At 50.6% G+C, this 15,104-nt stretch carries 16 protein-coding genes; 1 reads left to right on the top strand and 15 read right to left on the bottom strand.

Annotated elements, in window-relative coordinates:
- Window positions 1-5: 5 nt before the first annotated feature.
- The 15 genes from ACXYMU_RS05255 to ACXYMU_RS05185 form a co-directional block, all read right to left on the bottom strand.
- Window positions 6-1,469: a UDP-N-acetylmuramoyl-L-alanyl-D-glutamate--2,6-diaminopimelate ligase gene (locus tag ACXYMU_RS05255; RefSeq protein WP_458985313.1), complete on the bottom strand. Its 1,464-nt coding sequence runs from the start codon at window positions 1,467-1,469 to the stop codon at window positions 6-8.
- On the bottom strand, window positions 1,469-3,571 hold the full coding sequence (locus tag ACXYMU_RS05250; protein ID WP_458985312.1) for a penicillin-binding protein: 2,103 nt from the start codon (window positions 3,569-3,571) through the stop codon (window positions 1,469-1,471). The genes ACXYMU_RS05255 and ACXYMU_RS05250 overlap by 1 nt, the downstream gene beginning before the upstream one ends.
- A complete protein-coding gene (locus ACXYMU_RS05245; RefSeq protein ID WP_458985311.1) occupies window positions 3,561-3,992 on the bottom strand; it encodes an FtsL-like putative cell division protein in 432 nt (143 codons plus the stop codon). Before ACXYMU_RS05245 ends, ACXYMU_RS05250 begins: the two co-directional genes overlap by 11 nt.
- A gap of 33 nt (window positions 3,993-4,025) precedes the next feature.
- A complete protein-coding gene (rsmH, locus tag ACXYMU_RS05240; RefSeq protein ID WP_458985310.1) occupies window positions 4,026-4,946 on the bottom strand; it encodes a 16S rRNA (cytosine(1402)-N(4))-methyltransferase RsmH in 921 nt (306 codons plus the stop codon).
- Window positions 4,947-4,949: 3 nt separating this feature from the next.
- Window positions 4,950-5,417, bottom strand: coding sequence for a division/cell wall cluster transcriptional repressor MraZ (gene mraZ / locus ACXYMU_RS05235; protein ID WP_458985309.1), 468 nt, complete (start codon window positions 5,415-5,417; stop codon window positions 4,950-4,952).
- Between the two features lie 648 nt (window positions 5,418-6,065).
- Window positions 6,066-6,755 carry a fatty acid desaturase gene (locus ACXYMU_RS05230; RefSeq protein ID WP_458985308.1) on the bottom strand — a complete coding sequence of 230 codons (690 nt, stop codon included), beginning with the start codon at window positions 6,753-6,755 and terminating at the stop codon, window positions 6,066-6,068.
- A gap of 43 nt (window positions 6,756-6,798) precedes the next feature.
- Window positions 6,799-7,650, bottom strand: coding sequence for a 4-hydroxy-3-methylbut-2-enyl diphosphate reductase (locus ACXYMU_RS05225; protein ID WP_458985307.1), 852 nt, complete (start codon window positions 7,648-7,650; stop codon window positions 6,799-6,801).
- A gap of 6 nt (window positions 7,651-7,656) precedes the next feature.
- Window positions 7,657-8,355 carry a lycopene cyclase domain-containing protein gene (locus tag ACXYMU_RS05220; RefSeq protein ID WP_458985306.1) on the bottom strand — a complete coding sequence of 233 codons (699 nt, stop codon included), beginning with the start codon at window positions 8,353-8,355 and terminating at the stop codon, window positions 7,657-7,659.
- Window positions 8,356-8,802 carry a hypothetical protein gene (locus tag ACXYMU_RS05215; RefSeq protein WP_458985305.1) on the bottom strand — a complete coding sequence of 149 codons (447 nt, stop codon included), beginning with the start codon at window positions 8,800-8,802 and terminating at the stop codon, window positions 8,356-8,358.
- A gap of 90 nt (window positions 8,803-8,892) precedes the next feature.
- Window positions 8,893-9,726, bottom strand: coding sequence for a phytoene/squalene synthase family protein (locus ACXYMU_RS05210; protein ID WP_458985304.1), 834 nt, complete (start codon window positions 9,724-9,726; stop codon window positions 8,893-8,895).
- 10 nt (window positions 9,727-9,736) lie between these two features.
- Window positions 9,737-11,245 (bottom strand): phytoene desaturase family protein, encoded by a 1,509-nt coding sequence (locus tag ACXYMU_RS05205; RefSeq protein WP_458985303.1) that lies wholly within the window; start codon window positions 11,243-11,245, stop codon window positions 9,737-9,739.
- Window positions 11,246-11,277: 32 nt separating this feature from the next.
- Window positions 11,278-11,793, bottom strand: coding sequence for an RNA polymerase sigma factor (locus tag ACXYMU_RS05200; protein WP_458985302.1), 516 nt, complete (start codon window positions 11,791-11,793; stop codon window positions 11,278-11,280).
- A 224-nt stretch (window positions 11,794-12,017) separates the two neighbouring features.
- Window positions 12,018-12,896, bottom strand: coding sequence for a MerR family transcriptional regulator (locus tag ACXYMU_RS05195; RefSeq protein WP_458985301.1), 879 nt, complete (start codon window positions 12,894-12,896; stop codon window positions 12,018-12,020).
- On the bottom strand, window positions 12,877-13,362 hold the full coding sequence (locus ACXYMU_RS05190; protein WP_458985300.1) for a sterol desaturase family protein: 486 nt from the start codon (window positions 13,360-13,362) through the stop codon (window positions 12,877-12,879). Before ACXYMU_RS05190 ends, ACXYMU_RS05195 begins: the two co-directional genes overlap by 20 nt.
- A gap of 50 nt (window positions 13,363-13,412) precedes the next feature.
- Window positions 13,413-14,222, bottom strand: a complete 810-nt coding sequence (locus tag ACXYMU_RS05185; protein WP_458985299.1) for an enoyl-CoA hydratase/isomerase family protein — start codon at window positions 14,220-14,222, stop codon at window positions 13,413-13,415.
- A 263-nt stretch (window positions 14,223-14,485) separates the two neighbouring features.
- On the opposite strand from ACXYMU_RS05185, the gene ACXYMU_RS05180 reads away from it, so the two are divergent.
- Window positions 14,486-15,085: a TetR/AcrR family transcriptional regulator gene (locus ACXYMU_RS05180; protein ID WP_458985298.1), complete on the top strand. Its 600-nt coding sequence runs from the start codon at window positions 14,486-14,488 to the stop codon at window positions 15,083-15,085.
- The last annotated feature ends 19 nt before the right edge of the window (window positions 15,086-15,104 follow it).

Genomic DNA, 15,104 nt, shown 5'->3' with positions numbered 1-15,104 from the left:
AAAATTTATTTGCCCAGTTGCCTGAACGTATCGCGCAGCACCTGCTTATCATCGAAGTCGTGCCGTACGCCTTTAATTTCCTGGTAAGTCTCATGGCCCTTTCCGGCCACCAGTATAATATCGTTAGGCTGTGCCAGCATACAGGCTGTTTTAATCGCCTCGCGCCGGTCCAGCACCGTTAGGGTTTTCTTGTAATCCAGTGGCTTCACGCCTTTCTGCATGTCCTCGATAATGGCCTGCGGCTCCTCAAAGCGCGGATTGTCGGAGGTCAGGATCACTTTGTCGCTGTAGCGGCAGGCAATGTCGGCCATCACAGGCCGCTTGGCCGCGTCGCGGTTTCCTCCGCAGCCTACCAGCGTAATCACTTGCTGCGTTGGGTTGCGAATCTGTTGTATGGTCGTCAGCACATTCTCCAGCGCATCCGGGGTATGGGCATAGTCCACAATACCGGTGATATGTTCATCCGAGACGATATAATCGAATCGGCCTGCCGCCGAGTCCAGACCCGAAAGCACAGTCAGCGCCTCCATCTGGTCTTCGCCTAGCAGGGTTGCCACGCCATAGGCGCCTAACAGGTTATAGGCATTGAAAGCGCCGATCAGCTTTACCCAGATCTCGTGGCCGTCCACATCCAGGTGCAGGCCCTGCAGCGTGTTGTCCACAATGCGCGCCTTGAAGTCCACCGCCTTGCGTAAGGCAAAGTAGCGTACATTGGCTTTGGTGTTCTGCACCATCACCGGTCCGCGCTTGTCGTCGGCATTGATCAAGGCAAAAGCACCCTTCGGCAGCATGTCAAAAAAGGATTTCTTGGCCTTGATATACTCGTCGAAGGTGCCGTGATAGTCTAAATGGTCGTGGGTGATGTTCGTGAACACGCCGCCTGCAAAAGTCAGCCCTGCCACGCGCTGCTGTACCATGGCATGCGAGCTTACTTCCATAAAGCAATGCGTGCAGCCTGCCTTTACCATCTGTGCCAGCAACTCGTTTAGCTTCACAGCATCCGGGGTGGTATGGGTGGCAGGTATCACTTCCTCGTCAATCTGGTTCTGCACCGTCGAGAGCAGGCCCACATGGTAGCCCAGTTCCCGGAAAAGCTTGTGCAGCAGGGTGACAGAAGTAGTTTTGCCGTTCGTGCCGGTAACACCTACCAGCTTTAGCTTGGCGGATGGGTTGCCGTAAAAGTTGGAGGCCATTTGCCCCAGCGCGGTGGCTGAGTTGGCTACAACTACATAGCTTATACCTGGATGTAAGTCGGCAGGCAGGGTTTCACAGACTATGGCTGCCGCTTTTGCTTCCTCGGCTTTGCTAATAAAGTCGTGGCCGTCTGTCTGAACCCCGCGTACCGCCACAAAAGCCACCCCTTCCCGCACCTGGCGCGAATCGAACGTAATTGCTTGCACCGGCACCTCGAGTACACCCCGGGTGTCCAGCACCTTTACATTCTGCAGTATGGTTTGTAGCTGTTGCATTAGCTAAGCGTAATCGTTATGTTTTTTCCTTTAGTTATCTCTGTGCCAGGCTCCAGCGATTGTTTTTGCACCCGCTTACCTGCTCCCTCTACATTTACGTCCAGGTGCTGGTTGCCCAGTATAAACAACGCGTCGCGCAGGGTCATACCGGTTACATCCGGCACTTTACCCTGCAAGACCGGGTTCGCTGAAAAATTCAGCGAGCGGCGCTGCGGCGCTACTTTTACCCACTCTTCATCTGCAGCCGCGGCGCTGTGGTTGCTGATGCCGACTTTGTTCAGGATAATGCTCAGGTCATCAAAATTTCCTGCCTCTACCAGCGGAAGGCTGTCTTTGTTCGGTATCACACGTGCGTGCATCGGCTTGTGCATGGCCAAGTCGCGGGCATACGCTTTATCCGCCAGCTCCTTAAACACCGGGGCTGCCACGTCACCGCCGTACACGTTCACCCCTTTCGGGCTGTCAATGATCACAATGCAGGAGTACTTGGGGTTATCGGCCGGAAAGTAACCCGCAAAGGAGGTCGAGTATTCCTTTACATAGCGCCCGTCTTTCACTTTACGCGCTGTGCCGGTTTTACCTGCCACTTTGTAGTCCTCGCTGTGGATGTTTTTAGCCGTGCCGTGCTCTACCACGCCCTCCAGCATCGCTTTCAGTTTTTTCAGTGTCTCGTCCGAGCAAACTTTCTCGTTCAGTACCCGCGTGCTGAACGACTGTATCACGTTGTCGGCCTTGCGGATTTCCTTTACGATGATCGGCTGGATCTTCACCCCGTCGTTTGCCACGGCATTGTAAAGGGCCAGCGTCTGTAACGGCGACAGCTTCAATTCATACCCGATTGCCATCGAGGTCAGGGTGGTGCCATACCAGTTCTTGTCCTGTGGGTTTTTCATGTATGGCCTTGCCTCCCCGTCCATCTGGAAACCCAGCGTGCTGCTCAGCCCGAACTTGTGCAGGTAATCGACATAGGCCCGAGGGTTTTGCCCGAAGGTGGCCTCCATCAGTTTGGCTACCCCGATGTTGGATGATTTCTCGAATACCTGCTGCACCGTTAGCTTGCCATACCCATTGATTTTGGCATCGGTCATGTACGTGTTCTTGATGCGGTAACGGCCATGTCCTGTATCGATGGTATCAGACAGGCTCACGTGGGGCGCATGCTCAAAAAGGGCCATCATGGAGGCAAGCTTAAAGGTAGAGCCTGGCTCCGTCCGCCCCTGGTTACCAACGGCGTAGTTGTAGTCCTCAATGTAGCCGCCCTTCGTCTTGCCCAGGTTGGCGATGGCTTTGATCTCGCCTGTTTTCACTTCCATCATGATCACGCAGCCATACTCGGCATTGGTTTTCTCCAGTGCCTTGTAAAGCGCGTTTTCCGCAACGTCCTGCAGGTTAATGTCGATGGTCGTCTTGATATCATAGCCGTGCTGCGGCTTCACATCAGTACCGTCGTAGATCGGTTTACTACCGCCGGCTATACGCTCAAAAAGGGCCTCCCCATCGGTGCCCGCCAAATTGTTGTTGAAGCTATACTCCAGCCCTGCCCCGTTCTTGTCTTCATTAATGAATCCGATGGTGCGGTCTGCTAATATGCCGAAAGGCTTGAAGCGTTTCTCTACTTTCTCGAAAATCACGCCGCCGCGTCCTTTCCCTTCCCTGAAAATTGGCCATTTGGCCAACATTTTCTTTTCCTGGTAATTAATTTGGCGGCTGTTGAGGCGGATGTACTGGCGGTCAGCGTGACGCGCGTTCTTGATCTTGCGCTTGTAATAATCTGCAGACCTGTCGCCATAAAACCTAGAGAGCAGGTATGCCAGGGAATCTACCCCGCCGTTAAACACCTCAGCCTTGGATACAGTGGGGTCCAGGGCTACGCGGTAAAAAGGCAGGGAAGTGGCCAGAATGCTGCCGTTGTCTGAAAAGATATTGCCGCGCGTGGCCGCCACAGGCTTGTAATAAATACGGCGCTCTTTAGAGATGCTTTTCCATTTTTCACCGTCCATAAACTGAATCTGCGCAATCTTATACACGATCGCGCAGGCAAATAAGCAGATAGCCAAAAAAGCTACCCGTACCCGAATCAGTATGGATTTCTTAATATTCATCTGCAGGCACTTCTACTTGGTAAGGAGGGGATGAGCTTTCGACCAGGCCCAGGGGAGCGACGTTGCGTGCCACCTCCGACTGCTTGCTGGCCTCCATGTAGTCAGACTTTAGTGTTGTGAAATCGGCGCGCAGATCCTCGGTCTCCACTTTGATGCGGTCTATCTTGCGGATGGTTTTCTCGGCGAAGTGGGTATTGCCGATATAGAAAATGGTTATGCCTGTCAGAAAAAGCACGTGCGGCATAAACTTCAGCGGCACGCCTTCCTCAAACAGGGCATCTACGTTGGCATATTTGTCAAGCAGTGCAAAAATACTGAAGCTCCTGCCTTTCTTGGCTTTTGGTGCCTCAGGTTCTGGCTTCATCCGCGCCTGGTTTGCCCGGGGCGCGGCTGCTTTCTTAGTTAATACGTTTGAAGCCATATCAATTTGTTTTCGTGAGCTAATTCGTATGCTTTACTTTCGTACGCTTTCCTCCTTCTTCTCTGCCACCCTTAGCTTTGCGCTTCTGGAGCGGCTGTTTTGCAGCAACTCCTGCTCTGTTGGTGTTATCGGTTTGCGGTGCACCGCTTCCAGCGGTTTTATCTCGTTGCCGAAGAGGTCTTTCTCTACCTCCCCGAAAAACTTGCCCTTGGCAATGTAATTCTTGACCAGCCTGTCTTCCAGCGAGTGGTACGAGATAACCGATAGGCGGCCTCCGGGCTTTAACAGTTCCGTGGCCTGCTCCAGCATCTCCTCCAGCGCCTTCATCTCATCGTTCACTTCGATGCGCAGCGCCTGGAAAACCTGTGCCAGGTATTTGTTCTCTTTGCCTTTCGGCGTACAAGAGCTAATCGCCTGCTTAAATTGGCTAATCGTCTGCAAAGGCATCTGGTTGCGTTTCTCCACAACGGTCCGGGCCAATGTCTTCGCATTCTTCACCTCGCCGTATATGCCGAAGATGCGGTGCAACTGCTCCTCCGAGTAGCTTTCCAGCACTTCCTGGGCTGTTATCCCGGCATCCGGGTTCATACGCATATCCAGTGGCCCATCAAAACGCGTTGAAAAGCCACGCGCCGGCACATCAAACTGGTGCGACGAGACACCCAAGTCTGCCAGCACACCATCCACGGCCGTTACACGATAGAGGCGCAGGTATTTTTTGAGGTCCCGGAAGTTGGCCCGCACAAACTGAAACGTGTCCGTATCCAGCTTCTGCGCCTGCTCCTCTGCATCCCGGTCCTGGTCAAAGCCATACAACTTACCGGTTGTAAGCTTGCTTGTGATTAGCGTGGAATGCCCCCCACCGCCAAAGGTCACATCCACATAAATCCCATCCGGCTTAATTGCCAAAGCCTCTACAGACTCCTCTAACATGACAGGGCGATGGTATTCCATGAACTAAAGCAATGGCTCTTGAGCCGGTTTATCGCCCAAAAACTTCTGGGCTAACTGTGAAAAATTCTGTTGGTCCTTGATCAGGAACTCCTCGTACTGCTCCGGGTTCCAAATCTCGACACGGTTACCGAGCCCCACCACGATCGCCTCTTTTTCGAGGGAGGCGAAACGCGCCATGGTTTTCGGAACGATGAAGCGCCCTGTCCCATCAAGCTCTATTTCGGTGTTTCCCCGGAAGAAATTCCGCTGAAAATGGCGGTACTCCTCGTTGAACTCGTTCAGGCCAGCCACCTTGTCGTAAATCACTTTCCAATCAGCCTTCGGGTATAACACCAGGCAAGGCTCAAACCCTCTCGTTAGTACGACATGATTGCCAGATGCCTCCGGCAGATTGGCTTTTATCTTTGCAGGTAAAACCAATCTTCCCTTTGGGTCAATCTTGCACTCATACTCGCCAGAGAGGAAGTTCATAGGCACAGTGTTTTGGACCGTATAGATTTCGGACTCTACAAATGTAGCGAATCAGCAAAACTCAACAACCACAATCTACCACTTTTTACCACTTTGTGGATAAATTATGGTTATCCACCCCACTTATCCACATTATCCACATTTTCTGGTTTATATTTTGGGTATAAGTTTATTTGCTTTATTCTCAACAATTCTATAAAATACGAACCATCATTATTTAATACGCTGATAACCAACACCATAAAGCTTTGTGCTAAACAATAAATTGAAGCACCTTGATTTTGCCTCAAAAGTGGCGGAAAATGCCATAAGTGGGGAAATGTGGAAGACTCAATGCCTGGATAGGTGCGTCATAACTAAAACAGTCATACTCTATCTCGCAAATATACCAGCCCAACTCCATAGCAGGGCAAGCTAGGCAACTGCCGAAAGGCGCCTAAAATACTAATAAAATTAGCAGACAGGATGGGATTGTGGTAAGATGTTTAGACGCAGGAATCGGATGGATTTGTACCTGAAATGCGGCTCCTTAATTGCACTATAATTCTTTAGGATTGAGGGGAACTCTACTAATAGCAAGGCGATTCCGCATTTAAGTCATACCCATATTGCAGTGGCATAGGCAAAAAACCACAACAGAACCCCGCCTTAATTTTTAGCTTTATAGAGTTGCCACCAAGGCAGGTATGGCTTGTCGTGATGCTCATAATGATAGCCAAAAAAGTAGCAGCTGATGAATGCCCACAGGTGGTTTTTAGCCTGCGACCCGGACTTATGCACGTTATCCTCCTGATGCTCACCACGGTGTGGCAGGTAGGTACCAAAGTAGAAAAGCTGAAAGGTTGCCAGGATAGCTGGCAGCATCCAAAATAACACCACGTTCTCTAACGGGAAAAAGAGCTTCAGCACGTTAAAGGTAATTGCCATTAGCACCAGTTGCCACCACGTGATGTATTGCTTTAGAAAGCTCAGGTACCAGACCCAGAATGCGCCTGTATGGTAATCAGGGTCGTGGGGAGTGGCTACATGCCGGTGGTGCTGGTGGTGCCGCGGCAGCAACCGTGGATACCAGTTATACGCGAAAAGAAAAGCTGCTAGTGTGCCAATAAACCGATTCAGTTTTGGCCTTCCGGGCGCTACCACCCCATGCATGGCGTCGTGGGCCGTGATGAACAGGCCTGTATACAGGTGCATTTGCACCAGCACAAAAAGATAAGTAAACGGAGAAGCAAAAGATACTGGCCAGGTAAGCAGGTAAGCCAGTAACCCAGCCCATAGCACTACAATAATAGCCGCAATCGCGACGCCTCGGTATGTAAATGGCTTTGGTCTTATCATTAATTTACAGCTGCCGGAGTCTGCTCATACCTCCTCTGATGCGTTATAGTTGATAGGTTAACAGGGTCTCGCGCACCGATTCCATTAGCCACATGGGGGTGGAAGTAGCCCCGCAAATCCCTATTGTCTCGCCTTTCTGAAACCATCCGGGCTGCAACTCCTCTACTTTCGACACAAAGTATGTGTTTGTGTTCGTATCCTTGCAAACCTGGTAGAGCACCTTGCCATTAGACGATTTGGTACCTGACACAAAGACAACCTTGTCAAACTTAGCTGCGAAGTTCCGTAGTTCTTTATCCCGGTTAGATACCTGCCGGCAAATGGTATCATTGGCATTCACCTGGTATCCGCGCCCTTCCAGTTCACCTTTTACACGGTAGAAGCTATCGGTGCTCTTGGTTGTCTGGCTATAGAGTGTAATGTTGGCCGGCAACTCGTGCTGCAGCAACTCCTCCATGCTCTCAAAAACCACTGCCTCGCCACTGGTTTGCCCCAACAACCCCATAACCTCGGCATGGCCATGCTTGCCGTAGATAAAGATTTTGTCGCCCTTGTCAAAGCTGGTTTTAATACGGTTTTGGAGTTTCAGCACCACCGGGCAGGAAGCGTCAATCAGCGTCAGGTTATTTGCCATCGCCAGTTGGTAAGTAGCGGGCGGCTCACCGTGTGCCCGAATCAGCACGGTTTCGTTCTGCAGTGCCGTCATGTCTTCGTGGTCAATGATGCGCAGCCCCCGTTTCTTCAACCGCTCTACCTCTTCGTCGTTGTGCACGATATCACCCAGACAGTATAGGTAGCCCTGCTGGTCCAGTATGTCCTCTGCCATCTGGATGGCATACACCACTCCGAAGCAAAATCCTGAATTTGAGTCTATGGTAACAGAGAGGCTATGCATATACTACTATACAGCAATTGGCGAAGATTGTTTAGCCCTTTTTTGTTGCCGCCATCCCTCATACACTGAGACCGTTAGCAAAAGCATCAACATCGAATACATGGTGTCCTCTACGGGGATGCTGACAATGCGCAGCCCAAGGTTGTAGGCGTTGTTATACCAGACAATCGGCATGTAGGTCAGCACGCCGTTAACCAGCAGAAACGGGAGCAGGTGCACTACATACATCATGTAAAAGCGCCCCAAATAGCGGGTGCCGAACAGCCGCAGATGCACCAGATGCAGCAAGGCGAGCGCAACGAACGTGATTGAGGTATAAAGCTGGCCAGCATGTAACACCGCGATGAGCGGCAACAAAACCATCAGCGTTACCGCAATGCGCTTCGCGTAAGGCTGCAACAGATCGCGCTTGATGTATGTATTCAGCACATCGTAGATAAACACGCAGGCATAGGGCACTGTCACGAAAAACAAGACCTCCTCCAAAGGCAGGTTGAATATATAGATTCCCGTCAGGTATGCCTCGTTGAAACCCCATACCCCGATCGCTGTAAACCATACATCCCAAATCACAAACACGGCCGCATTCAACAAAATCGCCGGGAACAGGATGGGCCAGTTTTTATAAAAGGCCACCCGCTTGTCGAAAGACAGGAGGAGCGGGAATGAGATGGTGAACAGGTGCAGGTAGAGGTATAGGTACATTTAGATCCGGATGCTACGCAGTATTTTTTTCTCAGCCTCTGTACAATGGTCTTTTGTCAGCAGGAAATCTCGGATAGTGCGGGCCAGTGGCTCCGACAACTGCCCGTTAGGGTATGCTTGCAGGCTTTTGATCACCAAGCGCTTGTCTTCCTCCACGTGCGCGCTCAGGTTAAGGTAGCGCGGCACATAGTGCTCCACAGTAAAGCGCAGAAACCGTATCTCCGGGTTATGCCGGTCTATGGCAATGGCATCCTCAAAAATCTCGGAGGCGGTGCGCAGCTGCTTTAGCTTATGATAAGGGTTCCACACATATTTAGCCATCACAGCCTCTGAGGCCGCTTTATAGGCCAGCACCAAGGGGTTGGCCTGCTGGTAGGCACTCATCTTCTGATGAAACTGCTTCGCTACCTCCTCTTCCTTGCTGGCTTGCAGGTACTGTAAGCGCAATTGTGTAACATTATAACGGGTACTGTCGGCCCATGCGCCAGTGTGGAGTACAACTAAAAGGCATAGGATAAGGGTATTCTTCAACATTTATTAAATCGCATTAAATCGGTACTTGAGATACGAGCCCAATAATAGGGCCAGTTTCGTATTATCAGGTACTCTTACGCGCTCTTTCATGATATGGGTTGCTGGGAGGCTCTGTATCTTCCGGAAAAGCTTGCGGTAATACACATAGGCCAGGTATACCCCCATGCGGGCACTGCGAGGCAACGCCATGATTCCGGTATAGGCATCCCGGAAATCCTGGAGGATATCGGCCTCTATTTCGGCCTTGCAGGTATTGCTGAATTTTGCGTACTCCACTTTCGGGAAATATACCCGACCCCGCTCCTTGTAGTCGCTCTCCATGTCGCGAAGGAAGTTCACTTTCTGGAAGGCTGCCCCCAGACTACACGCGGGCTTTTTCAAACGCTCAAACATGGCCGCATCACCCTGGCAGAACACTTTCAGGCACATCAGACCCACCACCTCCGCTGAACCATAGATGTACTCCTGGTAAAGTGCGCTATCATACACATGGTCATCCAAGTCCATTTCCATGCTCTTCAGGAAGGCATCAATATAATCCGTGTCAATGCTGTACTCTTTCACCACGCACTGGAAAGCATGCAGCACGGGGTTTAGGCTGATGCCCGCTTCGAGCGCCTGATAGGTTTGCTGCTTAAACTCTGCCAGCAATTTACGCTTGTCATAGGCATGGAAGGTATCCACAATCTCGTCGGCGCATCGCACAAAGCCATATATCGCATAGATCGGTAGATGGAACTTCTTGTCCAGCGTTTTGATGCCTAGTGTAAAAGACGTGCTATAGGCCTGCGTAATGATTTTGCTGCACTGCAAACAGGTTTGTCTGAAAAGCTCCATGATGATTAGATTAAGGCTGCGATTCGTTAACTGCTGCGGGCGAGGCAGCATACTCTTTGGCAATTTCGGAAGCCACCACCTGCCCTGAAATAAGCGATGGGGGTACTCCCGGCCCCGGCACCGTCAGCTGGCCGGTATAAAACAGGTTTTTTACCTTCTTGCTCTTCAGCCCCGGCTTCAGGAGCGCTGTTTGCATAAGCGTATTGGCAAGGCCATAGGCATTGCCTTTAAAGGCATGGTAGTCGCTGATGAAGTCGCTGTGTGCATAGCTGCGCTTATATATAACGGAACTGCGGATATCCTGGTTAGTCAGTTTCTCCAATCTGTCCATTACCAAGTTATAATATTTCTCCCGGACTTCCTCCGTATCGTGAAGCCCCGGGGCAACCGGGATCAGCACAAATAGGTTCTCATACCCCTGGGGTGCCACAGAAGGGTCTGTTACAGAAGGGGCAGACACATAAAAAAGCGGCTTTTCAGGCCATTTCGGATCGGTATAGATTTCATGCGCGTGCGGACCGAAATCCTCATCGAAAAACAGGTTATGGTGCTGCAGGTTGTGCAGGCGCTTGTCCACGCCAAGGTAAAATAGCAGCGAAGAAGGAGCCATCACACGTGATTCCCAATAGCCCTCGGAGTAGCTTCGGTATTCGCGGGGCAACAGGTTCTTCTCCACATGATGGTAATCGGCGCTGCCTACCACTACGTCGGCATAAAACCGGGTTGAGTCTGTATGAACCGCCGTGGCCACTCCGTCCTCCACCTCTATGCGGTGCACCGGCTGGTCATAATAGAACTTCACGCCTTTCTCTTCGGCCAGCTGCACCATCGCCTCTACTATTTTGTGCATCCCGCCCATAGGGTACCAGGTCCCGAGGCTCATATCGGCATAGTTCATCAGGCTGTACAGGGCCGGCGTATTCTCGGGCAATGCCCCCAGGAACAGGATCGGAAACTCCATCAGTTTGATGATTTTCTCGTGGCGGAAGAAGCGGCGTATGTGCTTGTGGATCGACTGGAAAACATCCATTCGCAGCACATCCAGCAGCAGGCGCAAGTCCAGGAACTCCCTCACCGAACGCCCCGGCTTATACACCAATTGGTTTATACCCACTTCGTACTTATAGGCTGCCTGCTCCAGAAACTTATCCAATTGCGCCGCGCTACCTGGCTCCAGGCTTTCGAACAGGTCACGCAGTTCCGGCATACTGGCGGGCACTTGCATGAAGTCGTTTGGCCCGAAGACAACGGCGTAGGACGGGTCGAGGCGCTTCAGGTGGTAATAATCGGACACGGTTTTACCGAAACGCCTGAAATAAGCTTCAAATACATCCGGCATCCAATACCAGCTTGGCCCCATGTCAAAAGTAAAGCCCCGGTCGGCAAAGCTTCTCGCTCTGCCCCCGGGGCTGCTGTTCTTCTCTAATACCGTTACGTCATATCCTTGATCGGCCAGGCACGTGGCCGCCGACAAACCGGAAAAACCAGATCCGATGACAATTACTTTGGTATGCCTCATGCAGTAGGGTGCGGGTACGGGAAACGGATAGCTTAAATATCTCTGTTATATACCTTAAGCGCCTGCTTTAATTCTTTCCGGGCAATATGGATGCGGTTTTTAACCGTACCAATCGGAATCTGCAGCTTTTCGGCAATTTCAAGGTACTTATACCCAATGTAGTACATCATAAACGGGGTACGATGTTCTTCGCTCAGGTTGGCAATCGCCTTGTTAATATCGTTCATGACGAAAGTTGCCGTGCCTTTGTTCTGCGTGACGTAGCTTTCATCCGTGTTCAGGTACTGCAGGTACTCAGAACTGTCGATGTTGCTGCTGCGCTTGGTGATTTTATTGTAGTTGTTGATGAACGTGTTACGCATGATGGTATACAGCCATGCCTTCAGGTTGGTACCTGATTTAAATTTATCACGGTTCGTCAACGCTTTCAGCATGGTCTCCTGTACCAGGTCCTTGGCATCATCCGCGTCGCGGGTAAGGTTCATGGCAACGGGACGAAGAGATTGTGCTATATTTTGTACGAGATGATTGAATTCGATAGAAGTCATTCTGTTTATATTTTATGGTTAAACCATAAACAAATATACGACAGAATCTGGAATAAAACTCGTTTTGTTTAACTTATTTTCTATATTAGTTAAACAATTACGACAAACGACATTCTTGAACCCGTGTACGTACTTGTTTTTAAGGCGAACGACAAGTTAAAAAAAAAGCCCTTGCCTTCTTCGATAAACGAAACGGACAGGGGCCCGGATTGCCTTATTGAGATTTAAACGGACAGGGAGTTTGCAAAGTCACGCATACAACCAAAGCGCTGCACGTTATGCGGAAGGTTTAAAAAGTCGTGGTGCACCTGATACCCACAGACATAAATGGTAGTATCGGAGAACCGTTCAGAAAGCTTGTTAAGGTAAGCCTGCACCTGGTCTCGCTCCGGGTAAGCAGTAAGCACCGAGCACAGGCGTGCCCCCTTAAACTGCTCATAGGTCAGTTCCAAATCCTTAAATGGAAGATTCTGCCCTAGGTAAACCACATGCTGGCCCTTTGACCGCAGAATATAGCTCATATAGAGCAAGGCCACTTCATGCAACTCCCCTTCCGGCAGGTATAAAATGTAGGCAGGGGCATTCTCCTTGCGGTGGATCACCTGTCCGTCGATAGCCACGATCAACTTCTGCCGAATCAGGTTGCTTACAAAATGCTCATGCGCCGGGCTGATGTTGCCTGTTTGCCATAGAATCCCGATTTTGCGGAGGAAAGGGTAAATCACTTCCTGCATGGCCTCGTGCAGGCCAAATTGCAAGGTGGCCGTGGAAAGCTGTTTTTCGAATTTCACCTCATCCATGTCCACCATTGCCGAAACCAGGGCACTGACATGGTTGGAGCACACACAAGGTGCATCACAGAGTTGCGTCACCATCTGCAGAATCTCATCAGGCTCCATCTGCGCGATCTTTGAGATCTTATACCCCCGCTCGTTGAGCAAGGAAATATTCAGCAGCGATTTGAGGTCGGCATCGTCGTAAAAGCGAATATTGGTATCGGTGCGCTTGGGGTTGAGTATATTGTAGCGCTGCTCCCATACCCGAATAGTATGAGCCTTGATCCCGGAAAGATGTTCGAGTTCTTTAATAGTGTACTGAGCCACGCTTTTGTTTATTTTTAACTGTTGCGTATGCCGACCGGAAATACTTCGGAGCTACCCACAGCATGCCAAACGACTCTGACCCGTATTTGCCGTGTGTGCGGTGATGTACTTTATGCGCCATGTTTAACGCTTTCAGGTAAACATTAGACGTTTTACCGAAAAGCTTTAAGCGGCGGTGAATAAATACATCATGAATCAGAAAGTAAGCAACGCCATATACAGTAATGCCTGCCCCGATCCAAAATCTGTAATCGATCGGGTCGCTGCCAAAGACGAAGAACGACATGGCCAACACCCCATAATAGGCGAAAAACAGGTCATTCAGCTCAAAAGCGTGCGCATGACGTACGTGGTGGGATTTGTGCAGGAACCACAGAAAACCGTGAAGCACATACTTGTGCATGACCCATGCCACGCCCTCCATCACCATAAAGGTAAGCAATATTATTCCGATGCCTGTCAGCATACCCCAAGAACAGCGAGTTGAACAAATGGTTTAAACAATTAAACAGATAGTTACCAGCTTAACGTTTCTTTGTTCAAAAAAGCCGCTATGCCGCGCTGGCAGTCTTCGCTGCCACGGGCCACGGCATTCATCTCAGCGGCATACTGCAAGCCCTCCTCCAGGCTCATACCCTGCACGCGCGCAATCATCTCTTTGGTCACCTCCATCGACTGGCGCGAGTTCTCCTTGCAAAGCTTCTGGGCAAAAGCAAACACCCTCTCCTCCAGCTCGGCGGCTGGCACAACGTAGTTTACCAGTCCGATCTGTGAGGCCTCCTCCGCCGAGATCAGGTCACCGGTCAGCAATAGTTGCTTGGCCCTGGCCTCCCCGATTTTACGCAACAGGAACACTTTAACAATAGCAGGTATAAAACCGATCTTCACCTCTGTATACCCGAACTTGGCCTCTGGCACCGTAAAACCAAAGTCGCAGATGGCCGCCAAGCCGCAGCCGCCCGCAATGGCATGCCCGTGCACTTGCGAGATCACGACTTTTTTCAGGGTATAAATCATCCGGAACAACTCCATCAGGTGGGTAGAGTCCAGCAGGTTCTCGTGGTAGTCGTTTTGCTGCAGTTGCTGGATATACTCCAAGTCAGCACCGGCACAGAAAACCTTACCCTCTGCCCGCAACACAATCACTTTACAGGCTTCGTCTTCTTCGGCAGCGGCAAAGGCACGTTTAAGCGCCGTCACTACCTCGAAATTCAAAGCATTGCGCTTTTCAGCACGGGTAAGCGTGATGTAGCCCACACGCTCGCGCACTTCGTAGTGCACAAACTCTTTGGTAGGCATATCAAGGGTGTTTATAGTATCCGTCATAGTAAGTCTATTTATATACAGTATAGCTTAAAAAATCAGCTAAGGTTTCGGTTTTAGGCAATCGCCTGATGGAGCGCGGGCACAGGGCAAAGGTACAAGGCCAGACCCGCTACTGCAACGGAAGCAAAAAACACACCAGAGTTCGCCTGATAACATTCGGGGTAGCGGGTTAACTTCCTGCCGCTCAACTTAAAATAAAATCGCTCGTTTAAAACAAACACACTTGCTAACGAACGTTAGGTCGCTTATATTTGTTAAATACTATGACGGAAGTAGTGAGCAGAAAAAAACAAATAGAACATACAGCCACCACCCTCTTCAAAGCGAAAGGCTTCTCGGCCACTTCGATGCGGGACTTGGCGAATGCCTTGGGTATAGAGGCTGCGAGTATTTATTCGCACATCCGCTCGAAGGAGGAGATTCTGCAGCGCATTTGCTTCCGGATGGCACAAGAGTTTTTTGAGGCTATCGAAGGCGCAGAAGCTACAGGAGACACGGCCACCGCCAAACTGAAAAACGCCATTGCTGCCCACGTGCAGGTGCTGACCAAGAACACGGCGGCCTCTGCCGTTTTTTTACACGAATGGCGCCACCTGAGCGAGCCTCATCACGGCGAGTTCCTGGCGTTGCGCGACAAATACGAGAGGCATTTCCGGGACATTATTAAACTGGGGATGGCAAACGGAGAGTTTATGGTGCCCGATGAGAAATTCGCAGTGCTGACCATACTTTCCGGCCTAAACTGGATTCATACCTGGTATAAACCGGAAGGGAAAATGTCGCCGGCAGAGATTGCTGAGAATCTGTCTGAGATGTTGCTGCATGGCTTAACAACAAAAAACACCGCTATACATACTACATAACTACTCACACATTATTGCA

The sequence above is a fragment of the Pontibacter sp. CAU 1760 genome (assembly GCF_054482735.1).
Note: the sequence above shows the minus strand (reverse complement) of the source record. Positions and strands in the feature narration are given on the sequence as shown.

Coding starts and splice junctions, on each gene's coding strand:
- ACXYMU_RS05255 (WP_458985313.1), bottom strand. CDS start 1,469: ATGCAACAGCTACAAACCATACTGCAGAATGTAAAGGTGCTGGACACC.
- ACXYMU_RS05250 (WP_458985312.1), bottom strand. CDS start 3,571: ATGAATATTAAGAAATCCATACTGATTCGGGTACGGGTAGCTTTTTTG.
- ACXYMU_RS05245 (WP_458985311.1), bottom strand. CDS start 3,992: ATGGCTTCAAACGTATTAACTAAGAAAGCAGCCGCGCCCCGGGCAAAC.
- rsmH (WP_458985310.1), bottom strand. CDS start 4,946: ATGGAATACCATCGCCCTGTCATGTTAGAGGAGTCTGTAGAGGCTTTG.
- mraZ (WP_458985309.1), bottom strand. CDS start 5,417: ATGAACTTCCTCTCTGGCGAGTATGAGTGCAAGATTGACCCAAAGGGA.
- ACXYMU_RS05230 (WP_458985308.1), bottom strand. CDS start 6,755: ATGATAAGACCAAAGCCATTTACATACCGAGGCGTCGCGATTGCGGCT.
- ACXYMU_RS05225 (WP_458985307.1), bottom strand. CDS start 7,650: ATGCATAGCCTCTCTGTTACCATAGACTCAAATTCAGGATTTTGCTTC.
- ACXYMU_RS05220 (WP_458985306.1), bottom strand. CDS start 8,355: ATGTACCTATACCTCTACCTGCACCTGTTCACCATCTCATTCCCGCTC.
- ACXYMU_RS05210 (WP_458985304.1), bottom strand. CDS start 9,726: ATGGAGCTTTTCAGACAAACCTGTTTGCAGTGCAGCAAAATCATTACG.
- ACXYMU_RS05205 (WP_458985303.1), bottom strand. CDS start 11,245: ATGAGGCATACCAAAGTAATTGTCATCGGATCTGGTTTTTCCGGTTTG.
- ACXYMU_RS05200 (WP_458985302.1), bottom strand. CDS start 11,793: ATGACTTCTATCGAATTCAATCATCTCGTACAAAATATAGCACAATCT.
- ACXYMU_RS05190 (WP_458985300.1), bottom strand. CDS start 13,362: ATGCTGACAGGCATCGGAATAATATTGCTTACCTTTATGGTGATGGAG.
- ACXYMU_RS05185 (WP_458985299.1), bottom strand. CDS start 14,222: ATGACGGATACTATAAACACCCTTGATATGCCTACCAAAGAGTTTGTG.
- ACXYMU_RS05180 (WP_458985298.1), top strand. CDS start 14,486: ATGACGGAAGTAGTGAGCAGAAAAAAACAAATAGAACATACAGCCACC.